Raw genomic sequence first — 20,955 nt, forward strand, 5'->3', positions numbered from 1 at the left:
AAGGGACATATCCCCAGCCGGTCACGGAGGCGTCGGCAGGAATCCGCACCAGCGCGCGCCGGACCGGGCGTCCATGCCGGTAGCCGTACCCAATAGTCCGCTGCTGGTCCCCGGGGAGTAGCCGCCTCGCCGTCCATGAGCCCTTCATGCCGCTGCCGCCATGTCTTGCGTAGGTGCTCGGACAGTCCTTCCAGGGCAGCGGAGGACGGCGCGGAGCGCCCCGGACGGTCGCACTCGCGAGGCAGGCGCGGGATGCTCGGGCAGGGCGTCACTGCCTCCAACGACAGGAAGCCCCCGCTTCCGCGGGGGCTTCCTGGTGGATCCGTTTCGCTAGCGCTAGCTTGCGACGACGTCCAGGTCGATCACAGCTGCCACGTCCTCGTGCAGACGGACGTTGGCCTGGTACGAACCGACCGACTTGATGTGAGCCGGGAGTTCGACCTTGCGCTTGTCGATCTTGCCGAGACCGGCGGCCTCGACGGCCTTGGCGACGTCGTCGGCCTTGATCGTGCCGAACAGGCGGCCGGAGCCACCAGCCTTCACGGTCAGGGTGACGGGCTTGGCCGACAGTGCGGCGGCCTGGCGCTGGGCGTCCTCGAGCGATGCGTGCTCGCGGGCGGAACGGGCAGCCTTGATCGACTCGACCTGCTTCTCGCCACCCTTGCTCCACATCAGGGCGAAGCCGCGGGGCAGAAGGTAGTTACGTGCGTAACCGTTCTTCACCTCGACGACGTCGCCTGCAGCACCGAGACCGGTGACTTCCTGGGTCAGAATGAGCTTCGACATAGTGTGTCCCTTTCCCTAGCCGCGGCCGGCGCCGGAGTACGGCAGGAGAGCGACTTCGCGGGCGTTCTTGATTGCCTGGGCGATCTTGCGCTGCTCCTGCACGGTCACACCGGTGACGCGACGGGCACGGATCTTTCCGCGATCGGAAATGAACTTACGCAGCAGGGCTACGTCCTTGTAGTCGATGACGGTGACGTCAGCGGCCTTCAAGGGGTTGGACTTTGGTTTGGGCTTACGGAGTTCAGCCTTAGCCATCGTGGTGCTCCTTTTTCTGTTGGAGCCCGCAGAACGATTCTGCGGGATGGGAACTGCCAGTCACAGGAGTGACTGCGGCAGGGGTCCCGGGAACGGGACCCTGCTGCCTAGAAGGGAGGCTCGGAGTCGGGGCCGTTGCCCCAGCCCTGCGAATTCCCGCCCGAGGGTGCACCCCAGGGGTCTTCCGCAGGCTGTTGGGCCTGCTGGCCTCCGCCCCAGCCCGAACCGGAGTTCGAGCCGCCGGAGTTACCGCCGAAGCCGCCACCGGAGTTGCCGCCGTTCCCGCCGCCGGAGCGCTGGGTACGGGTGACCTTCGCGGACGCATAGCGCAGGGACGGACCGATCTCGTCCACCTCGAGCTCCATGACCGTGCGCTTTTCGCCTTCTTTGGTGTCGTACGAACGTGACTTGAGTCGGCCCTGGGCAACCACGCGGGTTCCCTTGGTCAGGGTCTCGGCGACGTTCTCCGCGGCTTCACGCCATACCGATGCTCGGAGGAACAGCGTTTCGCCGTCCTTCCAGTCATTGGTCTGGCGATCGAACGTACGAGGAGTGGACGCGATGGTGAAGTTGGCAACCGCCGATCCCGACGGCGTGAACCGGAGCTCGGGATCGTTGGTGAGGTTGCCGATCACCGTGATGACTGTTTCGCCTGCCATGGTGCCTCCTTGAGTTCCTACCCGCCGGAGCGGGATGGATGGATGAGGGATCTGCCGAGACTACTCGGCGGAAACCTTCTGCTCCTCGGGGCGGATGATCTTGGTGCGCATGATCGTCTCGTTGAGGCTCAGCTGGCGGTCGAGCTCGGAAGCCACGGCCGGGGTCGCGGTGAAGTTGACGACGGCGTAGATGCCCTCGGTCTTCTTCTGGATCTCGTACGCAAGGCGCCGACGTCCCCAGATATCCACCTTGTCCACGGTGCCGCCGCCGTTGCGGACGACATTCAGGAACTTCTCGAGTGTTGGGTCGATGGAGCGTTCCTCGACGTCGGGGTCGATGATTACCATCAATTCATATGCACGCATGTGTGAACCCACCTCCTCTGGGCTGAACGGTCGCGGTCTTTCCGCAACAGGAGGTTCTTTAGCGTTGATCCGGCCGCCGTCAGCGGTATTTACCACCGACCGGCTGTGGCACGGACGTATCAATGTTACCGGACGATCCTCCGCGGACGAACACGAGCCCTACAGGCCGCCGCGGAAGAAGGCCGTGGTGGCCTTCGCGAGGTGACCGGGATCCTCGACGCCGCACAGTTCACGCGCCGAGTGCATGGACAGCAGTGGCGTCCCGACGTCGACCGTACGGATACCGAGGCGTGTCGCTGTGAGGGGACCGATGGTGGAGCCGCACGGCATGACGTTGTTGGAGACGTACTCCTGGTAGGGCACACCGCTCGCCCGGCACAGTGCGGCCCAGTAGGCGGCGCCCGGTGCATCCGTGGTGTACCGCTGGTTGGCGTTGATCTTGAGCAGTGGTCCCCGGTTGAGCACGGGCAGGTTCGCGGGATCGTGCCGCTCCGCGTAGTTGGGGTGGACCGCATGGCCGGCGTCCGCCGACACACAGAACGACGACGCGAGGGCACGCAGGCGCTCCTCCGTACCGGCCCCGAGTCCGAGTGAGATGCGCAGGAGGACGTCCTCGAGGAAAGGACCGCTGGCGCCCGAGCGGGAGCCGCTGCCCACCTCCTCGTGGTCGAAGGCCGCCAGGACCGCGATGGGCCCGTCGGAAGGACCACCGGCAGCGTCGATCAGCGCCGCGAGCCCGGCATGCACGGACGAGAGGTTGTCGAGTCGCCCGGACGCGAGGAATTCCCCCTGCGCGCCGAAGACACGCGGTTCCTGGGTGTCGGCGACGACGACGTCGAAGCCGCCGATGTCGTGCGGATCGATGCCCGCCCGGGCGGCGAGCAGTCCGAGGAGGTCGGCCTCCGCCGGGTCGCCGAGGCCCCACACGGGGTTCATGTGCCGCTGCTTGTCGAGCGCCAACCCGTCATTGACGGCTCGATCCAGATGGATCGCGAGTTGCGGGAACCGCAGCAACGGCCCGGTGGACACCAGGTGCTCGCTGCCGTCGTGCAGCGTCAGGCGGCCCGCGAGCGCGAGTTCCCGATCGAGCCACGAGTTCAGCAGCGGGCCTCCGTAGACCTCGACCCCGGCCTGCAGCCAACCGTGTCTTCCCGTGGTGGGCTTCGGCTTGAGTTTGAACGACGGCGAATCGGTGTGGGCGCCGAGGATGGAGAACGGCGTCGTGGGGCCGGCGTCGTCGGGGACGGACCATGCGATCAGCGCGCCGTCCCGGATGACGTAGAAGCGACCTGCACCGCCCTCCCAGGCGTCCTGCTCCGTCTGCCGGCGGAATCCTGCGGCGGCGAGCCGTCGCCCGGCCTCTGCCACGGCGTGGAAGCTCGACGGGGACGCCGCCACATAGGCGCCGAGGTCCTGGATGTGCTCTGGAGTGCTCATCCTCCGATTCAATCAGACCCTGGTCGCAGCACCCCGGCGGATCGCTGCGCCGGGCGATGCCCGTGGCCTGTCGGCCACCGCTTGTTCCTGCAGTGATCGCGCGGTACCACGTAGGAAACGGGACCGGGAACGAGTATCAGAGGGGAAGGTCGGGTACTGGATACCGTGTCTCCGCGCAACCGATCTCCGTAGATTCTGGACGTCACCCCCACGTTCCCTTCAGGTCTCCAGGAGTAGCCTTGCGCGATATCAACGCGACATCAGTCCTCATCCGCCGCGTTGCGAGCGCCGTCATCCTGCCGGGAGTCCTGACCAGCATGCTGGTCCTCGCCCCGCAGGCGTCGGCCGAGTCCGCCCCTGTAGCGGGCATCTGCAACGGTGTGACCAACCAGCTCGCACACCGCGGGAACGCGCAGCCGAATCTGCTCAAGGCCGCGGTGAAGCAGAACGCGGAGCGGATCGCGACGCTGACCGCCGAGCGGACCGCGCTGGTCACCACGCAGAACTCCCTGACCGCGCAGGTGACGACAGCCGAGACCGAGATCGCCGCACTGGACGCGCGGTACGCCACACTGGTCGGGCAGATCGACTCGGTGACGATGTCGCTGACCAGGCTGGAGGCGGACAAGACGACGATGACGGCGGCGATCGCGGCAGCGAACACCGAGCTGACGGCGCTGCAGGGGCAGAAGACGGCGCTGGTGGACCAGGTCACGCCGCTGCAGGCGCAGCTCACCGCTGCACGGACCGAGCTCGCCGGCCTCGACACGAGCAGGACCCGGGCTCTCGCCGACAAGGCGGCCCAGGAGGCCGACCTGACCGCTGCCAGGGCCCGCCTGGACAGCGCGACCGCCGCGGCGACGACGGCGCAGACCACGGTCGACGGCCAGGTCGCCGCGATCGAGAAGGGCACCGAGGAGCTGGCCGTTCTGGTCGCCCGGGGCGACGCGGCGCAGGCGCTGGTGGATGCGGCGGAGAAGAAGCTGGCGGATGCGCGGCTCGCACTGCCGGTGCTGGAGACCGCGGCCAGGACTGCTGACACCGATGCCGCCGGGGCGACCGCCACGGTGGTCAGGTCCGAGGAGAACCTGCGCCTGGCCGAGCAGAGCGTCACGACGCTCACCCAGCAGATCGGCACCATCGAGGCTGGCCTCCCGGTGCTGCAGGCGGAGATCGCGGGTCTGCAGGGTGACATCACCACCAGGACCGCGGAGATCTCCGCGAAGCAGAAGGAGATTGCCGCCGCCTCCGCGACGCCCGTCGCCGACGCCGCCGCGCTGCGGACGCAGCTCGCCACCCTCGAGGCCGAGCTCGCAGCGATCAAGGGCAACGCGGACAAGAAGAAGCAGGAGCTGAACGCCGCGATCACCGCCAAGAAGACGGAGATCGCCGCCGCGGAGCTGGCCGCCGCGAACAAGACCGCGCTGATCACCGCCCTGAACGGTGACCTGACCACGCTGCAGGGTCAGGTCGCGACGCTGAACTCGTCGCTGTCGGCGAAGCAGCAGGAGAGCAGCAATCTCCAGCAGCAGCTGCCCGGCCTGCAGACCAGCCTGGCCGGGGCCAACGGGCAGGTCACCTCGGCCGCCGACTCGCTGGCCGACGCCAACGCCGCCCGGGCCGCGGCGAACACCGCCCTGACCGACGCCGACGCTGCCGTCACCGCGAAGAAGACGGAGCTCGCGGCTCTGGAGGCCGCGCTTCCGGGCCTGACCGGGGACGTGACCACGGCGAAGGCAGAGATCGTGCAGAAGCAGGCTGAGCTCGAGGCCCTCGAGGACGCTCTCGCCGGCCTGCAGGCAACCCTCACCGCAGCCGACTCCGCGGTGACCAAGGAGACCGCCGAGGTCACCCGCCTCGACGGAGAGGTCGCCAGGCTCGGAACGACCCTCGCCGGCCTCAACTCCTCGATCACGGCCGCGGAGAACGCGATCCTCTCGCTGCAGAACCAGCTCACCCCACTGCAGACCTCGCTGAACACGCTCACTCGGCAGATCAGCGAGAAGGAGGCCGCTCTCACCACCGCCAAGGCGGACCTGTCGAAGGTCGACGCGCAGATCGTCGCCCAGTCCGCGACCCTGCGGACGCTCGAGAGCGCCAAGAAGGTCAACCGCGAGGCGGTCGCCGCCCAGAAGGTCGTCGTGGCCGGCCTGCAGGCCCAGTACGCCGCGGTCCTCGACCGGATCGCCGGCATCGACAGGACGATCACTCTGGGCGGGTGCCTCGCCTGATCGACCGCTACACCGAAGCGCCCCAGGAGACGATTCTCCTGGGGCGCTTCGCTCTCTGCCTGCGATGCTCAGCTCGGACCAGGCACCCACGACCTCCTGCACGATATTGGCCGAGGAACCCCGACCCCTTCCCTGGCCCGGCCGCAGGGCCCGGTGGGTGTCAGTGCGCCGGTCCCGGCACCACGATCCCGTTCTCGTACGCGTACACCACGGCCTGGACGCGGTCCCGCAGGTCCAGCTTGGTCAGGATCCGCCGCACATGCGTCTTGATGGTGGCCTCGGACAGGAAGAACCGGGCCGCGAGCTCGGCGTTGGACAGCCCCCCTGCAATCGCCTCGAGCACCTCGCGCTCCCGTGGCGTCAGCTCGGTCAACCGCCGGTCCGGCACCCTGGTGGCCGTCTGTGCCGGCGGCAGTGACCGGACGTAGGTCTCCAGCAGCCGTTGCGTGACGCGGGGGGCGACGACGGCGTCACCGCTGGCGACCACCCGCACGGCGTGCACCAGGTCCTCGGGGGCCACGTCCTTCAGCAGGAACGCCGAGGCTCCGGCCTGCAGGCCCGCGAATGCGTACTCGTCCAGGTCGAACGTGGTCAGGATGATGATGCGCGAACGGGACCCCGACGCCGTGATCTGCCGGGTGGCCTCGATGCCGTCACCCTGGGGCATCCGCACATCCATCAGCACGACGTCCGGCATCAGCTCCGCGGCGAGGCGGACCGCCTCCGTGCCCGTGGACGCCTCCCCCACGATCTCGAGGTCCGGCTCGCCTTCGAGGATCAGTCGGAAACCCATCCTCAGCAGTGGCTGGTCGTCAGCGAGCAGAACCCTGATGGGCGTGCCCGGCGTGCTGTGCTGCGTGGTCATCTTTCTCTTTCCCCCGGTGGTTCCCCGCTCCGCCGTCGGCGTGGGGGACTGTCAGTCGTGCTTCGACGATCCAGCCACCCGACGGGCGGCTGCCGTATTCGACCGAGCCGGCATAGATCGCGGCACGCTCCCGCATGCCGGCGATGCCCTGCCCGGACCCGAGGGAGACGACCGGCCCCATGGCACCGCGGCCGTCGTCGGCTACGCGCAGGTGGACCGCATCTCCCGTCCTCGCGATCGAGATGTCCACCAGCGTAACGCCCTTGCCGTAGCGCAGGACGTTGGTCAGGGACTCCTGCAGGATCCGGTACACCGTCAGCTGGAACGCGGGATCATCGGGCAGCCGGGGACCGCTGGTGGTCACCCGGAGGGGCAGCCCCGCCGCACGGAACCCGTCGAGCAGCTGCGCCAGGGAGCTCGACGCGGGAAGCGGCTCGAGCGATCCGCTCGCGGCCTCGGCACGGAGCACCCCGAGGACGCGCCGCATGTCGGCGATGGCGGTCCGTCCGGTGCCCGACAGTTCACGGAGCACGGAGACGGCGCGGTCCGGGTCGCGCTTCATGACGACGGCGGCGCCGTCCGACAGCGCCACCATCACGGTGAGGGAGTGGGCGACGACGTCGTGCATCTCCCGCGCGATCCTGTTCCGCTCGCCCGCGGAGGCCAGTTCGGCGTTGCGGGTGGCCCACTCGCGCAATTCGCTCTCGTGCTCGCGGTCGCGCCGGACCGTGATGCCCACCCCGACGGCGATCGCCAGGAACATCACCACGAATCCGCTGAGCAGCCAGATGATGCCGGGAGCCTCGGCGAAGGTCGACACGGGGATGAGGAACAGGGCACCGACCGAGAAGACCGTCGCGGAGCACGCCGCCACCAGCGCCTTCCGGAGCGGATACGTCGCCGCGACGGTGTAGAGCGCGAACATCGTCGCGATCCCGCTGCTGCCCTGGCCTTCGGTGAGCATGCTGACGGGCACATCGAGTACCGAGACGAACGCGAGGACGAGGATCGGACGGTCGCGGCGGAAAGCGAGCGCGCCCGCGGCGAGGACCACGCCGGGGAGGGCGAGCCAGTTGCCGTCGCCGAAGATCAGCAACAGTGCCGTGGGGAACGAGAGGAAGAGGAACACCACGACGACGACGGCGTCCATGGCCCGCGGATGCTTGCGGAAGAACCGCCGGAGGGGGCCGAGCCGACGGGCGTTGAGCTCGGTGAAGGAGACAGCGGCCGTTCGTTCCGCGGTCTCCTTCACCGAGAGCCTGTCATTCATGGCGCCGGCTCATGAGGGGTGCTAGACATCCCGCTTCTTGGCGACGACGAGGGCCAGGACAAGCAGCACCAGGGCCCAGGCGCCCATGACGAGGCCACCCTCCCACTGGGTCAGCGCATCCTCCGCCGTCGTCACGGCGACCATCTGCGTGCCCGCGTCTCCGGGGAGGAACCGCGCTGCATCCGGGATCCAGTCGGCGAGCCCTGAGATGAGCTGCACGATGATCGGCAGGACGAAGAAGATGCCGACCGCCGTCACCACGCCTCCGGCCGTGTTGCGCAGCAGGATGCCGATCGACATCGAGATCACGGCCACGAGAGCGAGGAAGGTCCCGGTGTTGATGACGCTGGCGAAGACGCCGTCCTCCGTGAGGGCGAAGTCGAGGTCCTCTCCCCCGAGGATGGGCTGGGCGACGAGGTAGGACATCAGCGCGCTGCCGAAACCTACGACGAAGGCGACGGCTGCGACGATGGCGGTCTTCGCCAGGAGGGCAGGGGTGCGTTTCGGTACGGCGACCATCGTCGAGCGGATCATGCCCGTGGTCCATTCCGAGGCGATGAGGACCACCGCGAGCGACGCGATGAGCAGTTGCCCGAACACCAGACCCGACGACGGTGTCGTCAGGGCTTCGAACGCCGCACTTCCCGGGCCTTCCGTGGGTGCCTGGAACTCCGCCGGCACGCTCGGATCGCCGACGGACTGAGCCATGACCGACAGGGACCAGGCGAAGAGCGCGGCGAGCCCCACCATCACGACGACGGTCGAGACGATGAGGATGACGGTCGAGGGGACGGTGGTGACCTTGATCCATTCGGACTTCAGGACCCGGCCGAAGTTCACGCCCGAACCGGCATCACGCGTCGGCCGCGGCCGCTGCTGGGTGGGGGCGGGTGAGGTCGACGTTGCCATGGTCAGCGTCCTTCCACTGGTGCGGCAGCCTGGGCGGCGGTCGGGAGGTCGTGCGAGTGGTACTCGACCTCGGTCTGGGTGAGCTCCATGTAGGCGTCCTCGAGGGACACCTGGAGCGGGGTGAGTTCGTAGACCAGGACACGCTCCCGGAGGGCGATCTCGGCGATGCGGCGCGGTTCGACGCCGGTGATCTCGACCAGTTCCGGCTCGAGGACCTGCGAGGACACTCCCTCGCCGGCGAGGCTCCCGAGCAGGTCCTGCGGCCGGTCGGCCCGGACCCGCACGCGCACCTTGCCCTGGCCGTCGATGATCGACTGGATGGGGGCGTCGGCGATGATGCGGCCACGGCCGATGACGATGAGGTGGTCGGCGGTCAGTGCCATCTCCGACATGAGATGTGAGGAGAGGAAGACGGTGCGGCCTTCGGAGGCTAGTCCCCGCGCGAGGTGGCGCACCCACTGGACCCCCTCGGGGTCGAGTCCGTTGACGGGCTCGTCGAGGATCACCGTGTGGGGGTCGCCGAGGAGCGCCGCCGCGATCCCGAGGCGCTGCCCCATACCGAGGGAGAAGCCGCCCACCCGCTTCCTGGCCACGGGACCGAGTCCCGTGAGCTCGATGACCTCCTTGACCCGGCTGTTCGGGATGCCGTGCGTCGCGGCCATGGCGCGGAGGTGGTTGTAGGCGGAGCGCTTGGTGTGGACGGCCTTCGCGTCGAGCAGCGCACCCACTTCGCGGAGCGGGGCGCGGTGCTGCGCGTAGGGCTGCCCGTTGACGGTCACGCGGCCGGCGCTCGGGTTGTCGAGGCCCACGATCATGCGCATGGTGGTCGACTTGCCGGCGCCGTTCGGGCCGAGGAAGCCCGTCACCTTGCCGGGCTGCACGGTGAAGGAGACGGCGTCGACGGCGGTCTTCGCGCCGTACCGCTTCGAGAGGGCCTGGGCCTCGATCATGGGGCGTCCTTTGGCTGGAGGTGGTTCGGGGCCGTCCCGCTACTCCGGGCCGGTACCACCAACAGTAGGCCTGGGACCGGTGCGGATTCACCGGCCCCAGGGATGATCACGGAGCGGGGCGCCGTACCCCTTTCGGACGACCCCGCCGCCTACCGGCTACTGATCGACGCGAACTTGCGGATGCACAGCGGCACGAAGACCACCAGCATCACGATGGTGCCGATCAGCACGGTCAGCACGGCGTTCTGCATGGGCCAGGCATCCGGGACGGGGACGGTCCCGGTGTTGCCGAACAGTTCACGCACCGCCTGCACGAGCGCGGACACGGGATTCCAGTTCGCGAAGGTCTCGAGCGCGCTGGGCAGGGTCTGCGACTGGACGAACGCGTTCGAGATGAACGTGAGCGGGAACAGGATCATGAACGAGGCATTGTTGATCACCTCCGGGGATTTCACCGACATCCCGAGGAGCGCCATGACCCAGCTGAAGGCATAGGAGAACAGCAGGAGCAGGCCCACGCCGGCCAGCGCCTCGGACGGGGACGTGTTGACCCGCCACCCCACCAGGAAGCCCGTGCCCATCATGATCACCACGGAGAGCGTGTTGAGCACGAGGTCGCTGTTGGTCCGCCCGATGAGGACGGCCGAGGTGCTCATGGGAAGGGTCCGGAAACGGTCGATGATCCCGTCCTTGAGGTCCTGTGCCATGGCCGAGCCGGAGAAGGTGGAACCGAAGATGACCGTCTGCGCGAAGATCCCCGCCATGAGGTACTGCGTGTAGTCGCTGCCCTCCACCTGGATGGACCCGCCGTAGATCTGGCTGAACAGCAGCACGAACATGATGGGCTGCAGGACGGCGAAGATCAGCATGTCCGGCGAGCGCTTCAGTTTGGTCAGGTTGCGCTTGGTCACGGTCCACCCGTCGGAGAACCACATCGCCAGTTCGGAGGGCTGGTCCGGAACGGACCCTCCCGGGACGCGCGAGCGCTGGTTCTCGGGCTGGCGGCCCTCGGGTGCTAGGACACTCATGCTGCCGGCTCCTTCTGTGCTGCTGCTTCGTCGTTGTCCTCGGCCCGTCGGCCCGTGAGCTTCAGGAAGACGTCGTCGAGGCTGGGACGCCGCATGCCGGCGTCGTGCAGTTCGATCCCGGCCTCGCCGAGCTCGGACAGGATGTACTGGAGGGCACGGGGTCCCTCGTCGACGGCCACCTCGATGCTGCGGCCGTCATCACCGATGGCGGGGTGGCCGGAGCCGTGGCGCCCGAGGATCTCCCTCGCCGCAGCCGCGTGGGCGGCGTCGACCAGCGAGACGACCACGCGGTGTCCTCCGATCTGTGCCTTCAACTGGTCCGCCGTGCCCTCGGCGATGGCCTTGCCGCCGTCGATCACCGCGATGTCGTCCGACAGCTGGTCCGCCTCTTCGAGGTACTGCGTGGTGAGCAGCAGCGTGGTGCCGTCCTTCACGAGGTCCTTGATGATGCCCCAGAGCGACAGGCGGCTCCTCGGGTCCAGCCCGGTGGTGGGCTCGTCCAGGAACAGAATCTTCGGATTGATGACCAGCGCCCCGGCGAGATCGATCCGGCGCCTCATGCCGCCGGAGAACCCCTTGACCGGGCGGTTGCCGGCCTCCGTCAATTCGAACTGGTCGATGAGTTCCTGCGCCCGGCGCCTGGCCGTCACCGCGCCGAGGTGGTAGAGCCTGCCCACCATCTCGAGGTTCTCGAAGCCGGTCAGGTTCTCGTCGACGGCCGAGTACTGGCCGGAGACGCCGATGATGCGGCGGGCCGCCTTCGGATCCTGCATGACGTCGATGCCGTCGATGTGGGCCGTGCCGGCCGTGGGTTGGATGAGAGTGGTCAGGATCTTGACCACCGTCGTCTTACCTGCACCGTTGGGGCCCAGCAGGGCCTTGACTGTTCCCTGGGGAACGGAGAGATTCATGCCGTCGAGCGCGTGGACGGGCCCGCTCTTCGACGAATAGGTCTTCTTCAGACCTTCTGCTTCGATGATCGCCATGCAGGAAAGGGTAGAGCCGGCGGCGTGACTCTCCTAGGGGCTTCGGTCAGAACCTGTCCGCAAGGGTTCCTTCGTCTCCACCGGACGTTCCCGGGCGGTGGGCGCGACGATGAAGGAGGCGAGGACCGCGATCCCGACGGCCAGGAGCGCGGTGCGGATGCCCACGACGTCGCCGAGGAAACCGAGAAGGGGCGGACCGGCGAGGAAGGCCGTGTACCCGATGGTCGACACGACCGCGACACGGGCGGCCGCGCGCTCGGGTTCGTCCGCTGCCGCGGACATGCCCATCGGGAATCCGAGCGCGGCTCCCGCGCCCCAGAGGACCGCTCCGACGGCGGCGAGCGGCACGTTCGGCGCGACGACGAAGAGCACGAGCCCGACGAGGGAGGAACCGAGGCTGGCCTGCAGCACCCGTACCCGGCCGAAGCGGTCGATGAGGCCGCCGCCCACGAAACGCAGCGCCGTCATCGCGGCGACGAAGACCGCGAACATGATGGCGCCGGTGCTCTCCGTGGTTCCCAGCCCGTCGACACTGGCCTTCGCCACCCAGTCGTTCGCAGCTCCCTCGGTCAGGGCGGCACCCAGCACGACGAGTCCGATCAGCAGGGTGCGTGCCTCGCCCCACGCTCCGAGGCCCTTGCCCCGACCATCCGTCGCCTCGTCCGCCCCATCGACCGGCTGCGCGGGGGTCTCCGGCAGGAAGCGGCGCGGCATCCACAGCGAGACGGCGAGGCTGAGGACGGCGACGGCGACGAGGTGCACCGACAGGTCCACGTCCAGCGCCGAGAGCCCTGCCCCGACCAGTGCCCCCACGAACGCTCCTCCGCTGAAGGCGGCATGGAAGCGCGGCATGATGGTCCGCCCGACCCGGCGCTCGACGTCGGCTCCCTCGATGTTCTGCCCCACGTCCCACAGGGCCACTCCGCTGCCGAAGAGGAACAGCCCGACGGCGACGACGGGCACGGACACCGCGGCGAGGCCGAGGGCGACGGCGACGGCGCCCAGTGCCGCGGCGGTCCCGCCCAGGCGGACGGTGTTGGCCGTGCCGAAGCGGGCGGCGACGATTCCTGCCAGGGGAAGCGACAGCACCGACCCGATGGCGCCCACGAGGAGGAGGGTTCCCATCTGGCCCGAACCGAGGCCGAGCGTGCCCGATGCCGAGGGGATGCGGGCGGCCCAGCTGGCGAAGACGAGACCGTTGAGTCCGAAGATGGCATAGGAGGCGAACATGGCTGAGCGGACGACGGGGTTCACCCTGCAACCGTAGGCGGGCGGCGGCGGAAGCCACAATCGCGGCTCCCGCGACCCCGCTGCACTAGTCCAGGTCCACCGCGAGGGTCTCGCCCGTCACGGTCACGGCCGCGCTGATGTGGAGCGGCTGCGGGTCCTCCTCGCGTTCCCAGCGTGCCGGCTTCCGGGGGTCGAACTCGGCGTTGCGCTCGTAGGAGAACGTCGCCTGGGCGTCGTCGGACAGGAGCCGGTACACGCCCGGTTCATAGGACTCCTGGAGGGTGAAGGTGGGCTCCTTGTCCAGCGTCCAGCGCGGATCACGGACGTCCTGCGGATCACCGAACAGGAAGGACGCGTTCGGGCAGTTGCTCGGCGAGGCCTCGGTGGAGGCGATGCATCGGTCCAGTGCGGCCGTGGCCGCGGCGGCGGCTTCGGCCTGCACCGCGGGGGTGGGCTCCGGCTCGAAGAGCACCCCGCCGGGCGCCGCTGCAGGATCCGCCGTGACCGTGACGGTCTGCTCCGCGCCGTAGGACAGGTAGGTGGTGGGCGACGGCGGGGAGACGACGTACTGCCCGGGCAGTGCCGGGAGGGAGACCGACCGCAGGCCCGCATACCTGTCGGCGTCCCCGGCCGGCAGGGTCACCTCGGCGCCGTTGACGGTGACCGACTGCAGGTCCTCCGGGACCACGATGCCGACCTCCGTGACCGGCACCGGACCGTCGAGCCGCCACAGGTCGAAGAGGACACCCGTGGATCCGGTCCGGGTCAGGGTGAAGTCGATGGTGCTGCTGGTTCCCTCCTGCATCACCTCGGTGGTCACCGTCGCACTGCCGTCGGTGATCGCGACGTCGAGCACCTCGTAGGCGTCGGGTCGACCGGCTGCCGCTCCGTAGACGGCGTCGGACAGCAGGGCGTCCTGTCCACCGGGGACGCCGGTCCCGAGGAGCCCGCGGGAGGCCCCCGCATCCCCTGCGACGAGGGTGTCGAGGTAGGCCTCGACCGGTTTGTCGGGTCCGAAGACCGACTGGTTGACCAGGTGGACCGTGACCACCCCCGCGACGAGTGCGGTCGCGACGGCGGCGCCTGCCACGACGGTCCTCGTGGCCCGACGGCTGTTCGGGCGAGGACGTGGAGTGTCCTCCGCGGCGGTGGCAGTGCTCCCGGAGGGGATGCCGGCGGCGTGCCGCGGCGTGCCGATCCTCCTGGTGCCCGGGTCCGGCGGATCGGCACGGGTGTGCCGGCCCGCAGGGCGCTGCCGGGAGTCCTGCGGAGGCGGCACCCCGCCGTCGTCCTGCGTCCCGACCGGATCCATCGACTCCGCCTCGGTATCCGTGCCTGTCCCGTTCGCCATGCTCTCCCCGTGTATGGACCGTCCGGCGTCCCTCCGCCGTCGTCCACCCTACCGAGGATGGCACCCGCCGCCCGCGAAGGACAGCGCGTGGGCAGAACTGTCCGGACTCATCCACCGCCTGTGGACAAACCTGTGGAACAGCTGTGGAGGAGAGGTGGGATCAGCGCGCCCGGACGACCCTGCTCTCGTCCCAGACAGGTTCCTTGGTCTCGTACACCTTGCCGTCCGAGCCGAAGACGAGGAACCGGTCGAAGCTGCGGGCGAACCAGCGGTCGTGCGTCACGGCCATCACGGTCCCCTCGAACGCGTCGATGGCCCGCTCGAGGGCCTCCGCCGAATGGAGGTCGAGGTTGTCCGTCGGCTCGTCGAGCAGCAGCAGCGTGGCGCCGGACAGCTCCAGCAGCAGGATCTGCAGGCGCGCCTGCTGACCGCCGGACAGGGAATCGTAGGGTTGTTCCGCCTGGGCCGCCAGACCGTAGCGGTCGAGCACGGCGGACGCCGCCTCGCGGCCCAGGCCGGACCGGTGCTCGTCGCCGCGGTGCAGGATGTCGATGAGCGTGCGTCCGAGGAGGTCGGGGCGCGAGTGCGTCTGTGCGAAGAAGCCGGGCCGGATGCGCGCGCCGAGCTTCACGGAGCCCTCGTGGGGGACCGAAGCGATGTCGACGTCGGACACCGGCAGGTGCTCCTTGTCCGGGTCGGTGCCGCCGGCGGCGAGCAGCCTCAGGAAGTGTGACTTGCCGGAACCGTTGGAGCCCAGCACACCCACCCGGTCCCCGAACCAGATCTCCGTGCTGAAGGGCTTCATCAGTCCCGTCAGCTCGAGCTTCTGGGCCACGACGGCCCGCTTGGCCGTGCGGCCGCCCTGCAGGCGCATGGAGACGTTCTGCTCGAGGGGGATGGCCTCCGGCGGCCCGGCCTCGAGGAACTTCGCGAGGCGGGTCTGCGCCGCGTGGTAGCGGTTGGCCATGTCGGAGCGGAATGCCGCCTTGTTCTTGTACATGTTGACGAGTTCCTTGAGCTTGAGGTGCTCCTCGTCCCAGCGCTTGCGCAGCTCCTCGAACCGCGCGTTCCGGTCCTCCCGCGCCTTCAGGTAGGTCTCGAAACCACCGCCATGGGTCCAGGACGACGCGCCCAGGGCCCCGGGCTCGAGCGTCACGATCCGTGTCGCGGCGTTGGCCAGCAGCTCACGGTCGTGGCTGACGAACAGCACGGATTTCTTCGACTCGCGCAGCTTCGCCTCGAGCCAGCGCTTGCCCGGCACGTCGAGGTAGTTGTCGGGCTCGTCGAGGAGCAGGAGGTCGTCGGGGCCCGAGAAGAGCGCCTCGAGGACCAGCCGTTTCTGCTCGCCACCGGAGAGCGACGACGCCGCGCGGTACTGCGCACGGTCGAAGGGGACGCCGAGGGCGGCCATGGTGACCTCGTCCCACGTGGTCTCCAGCTCGTATCCACCGGCGTCGCCCCAGTCCGCGATGGCCTGCGCGTACTTCATCTGCGTGGGCTCGTCGTCGGCTTCCATCATGGCGAGTTCCGCCACGTCGATCCTCGCGGCTGCCGCGGCCAGCACCGGCGGCGCGGCCGAGACGAGCAGATCACGGACCGTCGTGTCGTCACGTACCTGCCCGACGAACTGCCGCATGATCCCCATGGCCCCCGAGCGGCTCACCGATCCCTCGTCGGGTGCGAGATCACCGGAGATGATGCGCAGCAGGGTGGTCTTCCCGGTCCCGTTCGGTCCGATCAGGGCCGTCTTGTGGCCGTCACCGACCTTGAAGGCCACTCCGTTGAGCAGTTGCCTGCCGTCGGAGAGGAAGTAGTCGATGCCGGAAACGTCGAGATGAGCCACGTCTCCAGTGTTTCACGGACCGGGCGGGCACCCGTCGGCTCAGCCCCGCTGGTCGCCCGGGATCATCCGGTATCCCACGCCCCGCACGGTCCGGATGAACCGGGGATTGCTCGTGTCCTCGCCGAGCTTCTTCCGGAGGTTGCGGATGTGGACCTCGACGAGGTGGTGATCCTGGCTCCAGCCGTCACCCCACACCCGGTTCAGCAGCGCTTCGCGTGTCCAGACCCGCTGGGATCCGGTGAGGAGCGTCTCGAGCAGGTCGAACTCGATCCGTGTGAGCGCGAGTTCCCGGCCGGCGAGGGTGACGACGCGCCCCTCGGCATCCATCGTCAGGTCGCCGTGTCGGAGCAGTTCGTTGCCCTCCACCGGCGGTTCCGGGACGGCCCCGGTACCCGTGCGGGGACGACGGAACATCGCGGACACCCGCGCCGAGAGTTCGCGGGGGCTGAAGGGCTTGCCGATGAAGTCGTCGGCGCCGATCTCGAGGCCGATCAGGCGGTCGATCTCGTCCTGGCGGGCCGTGACCATCACGATGTAGGCGTCACTGACGGCACGGCACTGGCGGCACACCTCCACCCCGTCGAGGTCCGGCAGATTGAGGTCGAGGGTGATCAGGTCGGGCCGGTGCTCCTTCACTGCCGCCACGGCGTCCAGCCCGGACGCGGCCTCCACGATCGCGAACCCGTTCATGCGCAGGGTCGTGGAGAGCAGTTCGCGGATATCCGGATCGTCCTCGACGACCAGCGCAGTGCGCTGCGGCGGAGAAACGGACATGGAACAAGAGTTCCATACATCGGGAGCCCGGAGGGCACGGAACGGACACTTGGCTTGAACTGATCTTGAAGATCGGCCGGTCCGCCCCCGTAGACTGCCGGGATGCAGCCGACCACCCTCCGCACCGTGCAGGTGAACGGCCTCACCCTCCGGATTCGGACGACGCCGGGGACCGACGCGTCCGCCACGTCCCACTCGCCGTACGTCCTCGTCCATGGACTGGGCATGACCCACCGGTACCTCGACCGGCTCCGCGCCGAACTGGCGTCCGACGCCGTCGTGCACTCCGTGGATCTCCCCGGCTACGGACCGGATCCGCAGCCGGGCGGCCGGCTCGGGGTGGAGGACCACGCCGCCCTGATCATCGAGGCGCTGGCGGCCATCGACGTCCGGTCGTGCATCCTGATCGGGCATTCCATGGGAGTGCAGTTCGTCACAGAGGTAGCCCTCCAGGCGCCCGACCTCGCGGAACGGATCGTCCTGATCGGGCCGGTGGTCGACCGCGACCGCCGCACGGTGATCCAGCAGGCCGTCTCGCTCGGACGGGACACGTTCCGGGAGAGCCCGTCCGCGAACTGGACGGTGTACACGGATTACCTCCGCACGGGCGTGCGCTGGTACCTGCGCCAACTGCAGCCCATGATGGAGTACCCGCTGGAGCGCGCGGTCGAGCGGGTCCGGTGTCCGGTCCTGGTACTCCGGGGCGGGCGTGATCCCGTCGCCCGGCGGCGCTGGTGCAGGGAACTCGCGGCACGCGCCCGGTATGGTCTCCTCGTGGAGATCGACGGCCAGCCGCATGTCGTCCAGCATTCGGCGGCACCGGCCGTCGCAGCGGAGATCATCGCCTTCCGGAGCGTGCCGGCCGCCGCCGATCCGGCTTTCTTGTTCCAAGCTTCGGACCGGCCATCGGGAAAACTTGAAGATCGAAGCGCATAGTAGACGTATTGCAGCTGGTTCCGTCCGTCGTTCCATCGATCAGCTGCAAAGACACGGCACCCGGCCTGCGCTGATCGACAGCGTCGGCCGGGTGTTCCAAGCACCGGAAGGAAGATCGCATGCCTGATCTGCAAGAGTGGTCGACCAGCCGCCTGCTCACGACCGCCGCACGTCTCGTCGACCACGCGTGGAACGAGAGGCTGCTGGACATCGGGATCACCCATGCCGGCTACACCACCCTCGGCGTCCTGGCCCGCGAGGGCACCATGACGGGGGCGAAGCTCGCCCTCGCGGTGCACGTCCAGGCCCAGACGATCGGCAAGACGATCGAGAAGCTCGAGCGCCAGGGGTTCATCTCCCGTATCCGCGACAGCATCGACCGCCGCAGCCAGCGCATCACGATCACGCCGGAGGGCGTCGAGGCCCTCGCCAAGGCCGAGGACATCGAGCGCACACTGATGGTCGGCGAAGGACTGGAGTCCTTCGAGCTGCGCAGCCTGCTGCGCGGCATCGTCGGGGAACTCGCTCCCCAGCGGCAGAAGCCGGCAGCCGCCGTCGTCTGAGGCCTGCGCCGCAGCATCGTCCGACAGAACGGTCGTCCCTCGGGGCGGCCGTTCTGTCGTCTCCGGGTGCACCAGGGCACAGACCGGAGGAATCGGTGCGGCGGATCGGCCCTTGACCCGCATCGGCCGCGCTTGGAAGGCTGGATCGGTAAGCATGCTGAGTACGTACCGGAGGGAGAACCGATGGACCAGAACCAGACCCCCGTGCTCACAGCGCTGGCCGATCACCAGCAGCTCGACCGCTACGGCTTCACGCCGCCCGCGCACCGCCAGGGCCGCGGCGTCGACCCCCGGGTCCTGGAGGTCCTCGGCGAGCAGAGCTTCCGGTCCGATGTGCTGGCCAGCTCCGGACTCGACGACCGGAAGACCTCCAACGGCTACCTGCAGCAGGCGCAGGACCTGATGGCGGAAGCGGTCGGGGCGGACCGGACGTTCTTCTCCACCTGCGGCAGTTCCCTGTCGGTGAAGGCCGCTATCCTCGCCGTCACGCACGGCGAGGGCGAGATCCTGCTGAGCCGTGACGCACACAAGTCCGTGGTGTCCGCCCTGGTCCTGGGCGGACTGCAGCCGCGGTGGATCCGCCCGAGCTGGGACAACGACCTCAAGCTCTCGCACCCGCCCACGCCGCAGGAGGTGGAGGCGACGTGGGAGAAGTACCCCGACGCCGCCGCCGCCCTCGTCGTCAGCCCCACGCCCTACGGGAGCTGCGCCGACCTCGGAGCCATCGCGAGGATCTGCCACGACCGCGGAAAGCCCCTGATCGTCGACGAGGCGTGGGGTGCGCAGCTGCCGTTCCATCCCGACACCCCCACCTGGGCCATGTCCGCCGGGGCGGACCTCTGCGTGGTCAGCGTGCACAAGATGGGCATCGGCTTCGAGCAGGGCTCCGTGTTCCACCTCCAGGGGGACCTCGCGGACCCCGTCCGGCTCGAGCACTGTGCGGACATCCTCTCCACCACCAGCGCGAACGTGATGCTGTACGCAACGATGGACGGGTGGCGGCGCCAGATGGTCCAGAGCGGACATGACCTGATCGACCGCGCGCTGGCCCTCACGCGGCGGGTCCGCGAGCAGATCGAGGAACTGCCCGGCCTGCACGTGCTGGAGGAGGAACTCACCTCCCACGAGGCTTCCCACGACCTCGACATCCAGCATGTGCTCGTCGACGTCTCGGGTCTGGGCATCACCGGGTACCAGGCCCACGACTGGCTGCGCGAGAACTGCAGGCTCGACTTCGGGACCACCGACCACCGTCGCCTCGAGATCACCATGTCCATCGCGGACGACGAATCGACCGTCCAGCGGCTGATGGACGGACTGCGCCTGCTGATCGACGCGGCCCCGGACTTCCCGCCATCGCCTCCCGTGCTGATCCCGGACGAGGGCGAACTGGACCTGGAGACCGTCATGCTGCCGCGCGATGCTTCTTCGGCCCCGTGGAGGACATCCCGATCGAGGAATCCGTGGGTCGGATCGTCGCCGAGCTCGCCACGCCCTACCCTCCGGGGGTCCCCGTCTTCCTGCCGGGGGAGCGCATCAACGAGGCGTCCGTCAAATACCTGCGCAGCGGTGTCGACGCCGGCATGGTCCTCCCCGATCCCGGGGACGCGTCCCTCGGGACCATCCGCGTGGTGAAGGAGTAGCACCCGGAGGCGGTCGCCGCCGCGTCCGGCAGGGGCGTCAGGTCGCCGGAGAAGGGCTCCGGGAGGGTTTCCTAGACAATCTAAGCATCCGTCGTACGATGAGCGGGTGAACGACGAGCATCGACAGGCGGCCGCAGCCGAACTCCAGGACCTCATGCTGACCAACGAGACCGTCGACCAGTTCCTGGAGGATCTCGCCGGTCTCTCCTCGAGGATCCTCGGCCGCTCCGTCGAGGTGCAGTGCGGAGTGACGTACCGGCACCAGGACCTGGCCACGACGGTGGCCTCCAGCAGCGAGGAGGCACGGACGCTCGACGAGATCCAGTACGGTTTCGGCGCCGGTCCCTGCCTGCACGCCATCAGCACGGGCAGGACCGTGATCGTCGACGACGCCCGTACGGACGGACGCTGGCCCGACTACTTCGCGGCGGTGGCCGATCACCGGTACTTCGCCATGATGGGCGTTCCCCTGGTCCTCGACGGCCAGGGCGGGGCGGCGCTGAATTTCTACGCGGCCGAGCCGGGGACCTTCACCAGCACCACCCAGGCGCTGGCGGAGGGATTCGCCCTCCAGGCCGCGAAGGCGCTGCAGATGGTACTCCGGGTCTCCCGGCAGGCCGATACGTCCTCGGGCCTCAGGGCGGCGATGGAGTCGAGGACCACCATCGACATCGCCATCGGGATCATCATGGGCCAGAACCGCTGCACCCAGACGGAGGCCTACGCGGTCCTGACACGCGCCTCGAATGCCCAGAACCTGAAGATCCGCGAGATCGCGCACAAGATCGTCGGCGGAGTGTCCGCCGAGCCGGCGCGTACGCACTTCTCGGACTGACAGGGCGGTCGCTCTCCGCGATCACCCGCGGGCAGGAG

General features: G+C 68.9%; 20 protein-coding genes and 1 pseudogene. 6 read left to right on the plus strand and 15 right to left on the minus strand.

Going from position 1 to position 20,955, the window contains the following annotated elements; all coding sequences use genetic code 11:
* Window positions 1–336: 336 nt before the first annotated feature.
* From rplI to ACX80L_RS04775, 5 genes are all read right to left on the minus strand, one after another.
* Window positions 337–786, minus strand: coding sequence for a 50S ribosomal protein L9 (gene rplI, locus ACX80L_RS04755; RefSeq protein WP_133079959.1), 450 nt, complete (start codon window positions 784–786; stop codon window positions 337–339).
* A gap of 15 nt (window positions 787–801) precedes the next feature.
* Window positions 802–1,041 carry a 30S ribosomal protein S18 gene (rpsR, locus tag ACX80L_RS04760; RefSeq protein WP_005273147.1) on the minus strand — a complete coding sequence of 80 codons (240 nt, stop codon included), beginning with the start codon at window positions 1,039–1,041 and terminating at the stop codon, window positions 802–804.
* A gap of 107 nt (window positions 1,042–1,148) precedes the next feature.
* Entirely contained in the window at window positions 1,149–1,700 is a 552-nt protein-coding gene (locus ACX80L_RS04765) for a single-stranded DNA-binding protein (protein WP_459288008.1), read from the minus strand.
* A 60-nt stretch (window positions 1,701–1,760) separates the two neighbouring features.
* Window positions 1,761–2,066: a 30S ribosomal protein S6 gene (gene rpsF, locus ACX80L_RS04770; protein WP_043442549.1), complete on the minus strand. Its 306-nt coding sequence runs from the start codon at window positions 2,064–2,066 to the stop codon at window positions 1,761–1,763.
* A 159-nt stretch (window positions 2,067–2,225) separates the two neighbouring features.
* Window positions 2,226–3,503, minus strand: a complete 1,278-nt coding sequence (locus tag ACX80L_RS04775; protein ID WP_459288010.1) for a M18 family aminopeptidase — start codon at window positions 3,501–3,503, stop codon at window positions 2,226–2,228.
* Between the two features lie 239 nt (window positions 3,504–3,742).
* Here ACX80L_RS04775 and ACX80L_RS04780 point away from each other — a divergent pair, with 239 nt between their 5' ends.
* Window positions 3,743–5,734 carry a coiled-coil domain-containing protein gene (locus ACX80L_RS04780; protein ID WP_459288012.1) on the plus strand — a complete coding sequence of 664 codons (1,992 nt, stop codon included), beginning with the start codon at window positions 3,743–3,745 and terminating at the stop codon, window positions 5,732–5,734.
* 160 nt (window positions 5,735–5,894) lie between these two features.
* On the opposite strand, the gene ACX80L_RS04785 is transcribed toward ACX80L_RS04780, so the two are convergent.
* The 10 genes from ACX80L_RS04785 to ACX80L_RS04830 all read right to left on the minus strand — a co-directional run bounded on the left by ACX80L_RS04785 (window position 5,895) and on the right by ACX80L_RS04830 (window position 16,940).
* Window positions 5,895–6,599 carry a response regulator gene (locus ACX80L_RS04785; RefSeq protein WP_133079963.1) on the minus strand — a complete coding sequence of 235 codons (705 nt, stop codon included), beginning with the start codon at window positions 6,597–6,599 and terminating at the stop codon, window positions 5,895–5,897.
* Window positions 6,547–7,869, minus strand: a complete 1,323-nt coding sequence (locus tag ACX80L_RS04790; RefSeq protein WP_133079964.1) for a histidine kinase — start codon at window positions 7,867–7,869, stop codon at window positions 6,547–6,549. The genes ACX80L_RS04785 and ACX80L_RS04790 overlap by 53 nt, the downstream gene beginning before the upstream one ends.
* A gap of 21 nt (window positions 7,870–7,890) precedes the next feature.
* Window positions 7,891–8,778: an ABC transporter permease gene (locus tag ACX80L_RS04795; protein WP_133079965.1), complete on the minus strand. Its 888-nt coding sequence runs from the start codon at window positions 8,776–8,778 to the stop codon at window positions 7,891–7,893.
* A gap of 2 nt (window positions 8,779–8,780) precedes the next feature.
* The gene (locus ACX80L_RS04800; protein ID WP_133079966.1) at window positions 8,781–9,728 is read right to left on the minus strand and encodes an ABC transporter ATP-binding protein; all 948 of its coding nucleotides are present in this window, start codon (window positions 9,726–9,728) and stop codon (window positions 8,781–8,783) included.
* Between the two features lie 149 nt (window positions 9,729–9,877).
* Complete coding sequence (locus tag ACX80L_RS04805) at window positions 9,878–10,663, minus strand: ABC transporter permease (protein WP_133080447.1); 786 nt, start codon at window positions 10,661–10,663, stop codon at window positions 9,878–9,880.
* 89 nt (window positions 10,664–10,752) lie between these two features.
* On the minus strand, window positions 10,753–11,742 hold the full coding sequence (locus tag ACX80L_RS04810) for an ATP-binding cassette domain-containing protein (RefSeq protein WP_133079967.1): 990 nt from the start codon (window positions 11,740–11,742) through the stop codon (window positions 10,753–10,755).
* 33 nt (window positions 11,743–11,775) lie between these two features.
* Window positions 11,776–12,972: an MFS transporter gene (locus ACX80L_RS04815; RefSeq protein ID WP_133080448.1), complete on the minus strand. Its 1,197-nt coding sequence runs from the start codon at window positions 12,970–12,972 to the stop codon at window positions 11,776–11,778.
* 85 nt (window positions 12,973–13,057) lie between these two features.
* Window positions 13,058–14,323 (minus strand): hypothetical protein, encoded by a 1,266-nt coding sequence (locus ACX80L_RS04820; protein ID WP_459288015.1) that lies wholly within the window; start codon window positions 14,321–14,323, stop codon window positions 13,058–13,060.
* A 160-nt stretch (window positions 14,324–14,483) separates the two neighbouring features.
* Window positions 14,484–16,166 (minus strand): ABC-F family ATP-binding cassette domain-containing protein, encoded by a 1,683-nt coding sequence (locus tag ACX80L_RS04825; protein WP_459288017.1) that lies wholly within the window; start codon window positions 16,164–16,166, stop codon window positions 14,484–14,486.
* 39 nt (window positions 16,167–16,205) lie between these two features.
* Entirely contained in the window at window positions 16,206–16,940 is a 735-nt protein-coding gene (locus ACX80L_RS04830; protein ID WP_459288019.1) for a response regulator, read from the minus strand.
* 102 nt (window positions 16,941–17,042) lie between these two features.
* Between ACX80L_RS04830 and ACX80L_RS04835 the strand changes: the two genes are divergently transcribed.
* From ACX80L_RS04835 to ACX80L_RS04855, 5 genes and pseudogenes are all read left to right on the plus strand, one after another.
* Window positions 17,043–17,876, plus strand: coding sequence for an alpha/beta fold hydrolase (locus ACX80L_RS04835; protein ID WP_459288021.1), 834 nt, complete (start codon window positions 17,043–17,045; stop codon window positions 17,874–17,876).
* Between the two features lie 119 nt (window positions 17,877–17,995).
* Window positions 17,996–18,439, plus strand: coding sequence for a MarR family winged helix-turn-helix transcriptional regulator (locus tag ACX80L_RS04840; RefSeq protein ID WP_133079972.1), 444 nt, complete (start codon window positions 17,996–17,998; stop codon window positions 18,437–18,439).
* 183 nt (window positions 18,440–18,622) lie between these two features.
* Window positions 18,623–19,465 (plus strand): annotated as a pseudogene (locus tag ACX80L_RS04845) (aminotransferase class I/II-fold pyridoxal phosphate-dependent enzyme); the annotation flags it as partial.
* A gap of 437 nt (window positions 19,466–19,902) precedes the next feature.
* Window positions 19,903–20,082, plus strand: a complete 180-nt coding sequence (locus tag ACX80L_RS04850; RefSeq protein ID WP_459288023.1) for an Orn/Lys/Arg family decarboxylase — start codon at window positions 19,903–19,905, stop codon at window positions 20,080–20,082.
* A 106-nt stretch (window positions 20,083–20,188) separates the two neighbouring features.
* Window positions 20,189–20,917, plus strand: coding sequence for a GAF and ANTAR domain-containing protein (locus tag ACX80L_RS04855; RefSeq protein ID WP_459288025.1), 729 nt, complete (start codon window positions 20,189–20,191; stop codon window positions 20,915–20,917).
* Window positions 20,918–20,955: the final 38 nt, after the last annotated feature.

This window comes from Arthrobacter sp. MDT1-48-3 (assembly GCF_054511015.1).

Excerpts from the sequence above, each read along its gene's own strand:
- ACX80L_RS04795 (WP_133079965.1), bottom strand. The coding sequence starts at position 8,778 with ATGGCAACGTCGACCTCACCCGCCCCCACCCAGCAGCGGCCGCGGCCG.
- ACX80L_RS04820 (WP_459288015.1), bottom strand. The coding sequence starts at position 14,323 with ATGGCGAACGGGACAGGCACGGATACCGAGGCGGAGTCGATGGATCCG.
- ACX80L_RS04765 (WP_459288008.1), bottom strand. The coding sequence starts at position 1,700 with ATGGCAGGCGAAACAGTCATCACGGTGATCGGCAACCTCACCAACGAT.
- ACX80L_RS04840 (WP_133079972.1), top strand. The coding sequence starts at position 17,996 with ATGCCTGATCTGCAAGAGTGGTCGACCAGCCGCCTGCTCACGACCGCC.
- ACX80L_RS04810 (WP_133079967.1), bottom strand. The coding sequence starts at position 11,742 with ATGGCGATCATCGAAGCAGAAGGTCTGAAGAAGACCTATTCGTCGAAG.
- ACX80L_RS04835 (WP_459288021.1), top strand. The coding sequence starts at position 17,043 with ATGCAGCCGACCACCCTCCGCACCGTGCAGGTGAACGGCCTCACCCTC.
- rpsR (WP_005273147.1), bottom strand. The coding sequence starts at position 1,041 with ATGGCTAAGGCTGAACTCCGTAAGCCCAAACCAAAGTCCAACCCCTTG.
- ACX80L_RS04805 (WP_133080447.1), bottom strand. The coding sequence starts at position 10,663 with ATGTGGTTCTCCGACGGGTGGACCGTGACCAAGCGCAACCTGACCAAA.
- ACX80L_RS04775 (WP_459288010.1), bottom strand. The coding sequence starts at position 3,503 with ATGAGCACTCCAGAGCACATCCAGGACCTCGGCGCCTATGTGGCGGCG.
- ACX80L_RS04790 (WP_133079964.1), bottom strand. The coding sequence starts at position 7,869 with ATGAATGACAGGCTCTCGGTGAAGGAGACCGCGGAACGAACGGCCGCT.
- ACX80L_RS04815 (WP_133080448.1), bottom strand. The coding sequence starts at position 12,972 with ATGTTCGCCTCCTATGCCATCTTCGGACTCAACGGTCTCGTCTTCGCC.
- rplI (WP_133079959.1), bottom strand. The coding sequence starts at position 786 with ATGTCGAAGCTCATTCTGACCCAGGAAGTCACCGGTCTCGGTGCTGCA.
- ACX80L_RS04800 (WP_133079966.1), bottom strand. The coding sequence starts at position 9,728 with ATGATCGAGGCCCAGGCCCTCTCGAAGCGGTACGGCGCGAAGACCGCC.
- ACX80L_RS04785 (WP_133079963.1), bottom strand. The coding sequence starts at position 6,599 with ATGACCACGCAGCACAGCACGCCGGGCACGCCCATCAGGGTTCTGCTC.
- ACX80L_RS04830 (WP_459288019.1), bottom strand. The coding sequence starts at position 16,940 with ATGTCCGTTTCTCCGCCGCAGCGCACTGCGCTGGTCGTCGAGGACGAT.
- rpsF (WP_043442549.1), bottom strand. The coding sequence starts at position 2,066 with ATGCGTGCATATGAATTGATGGTAATCATCGACCCCGACGTCGAGGAA.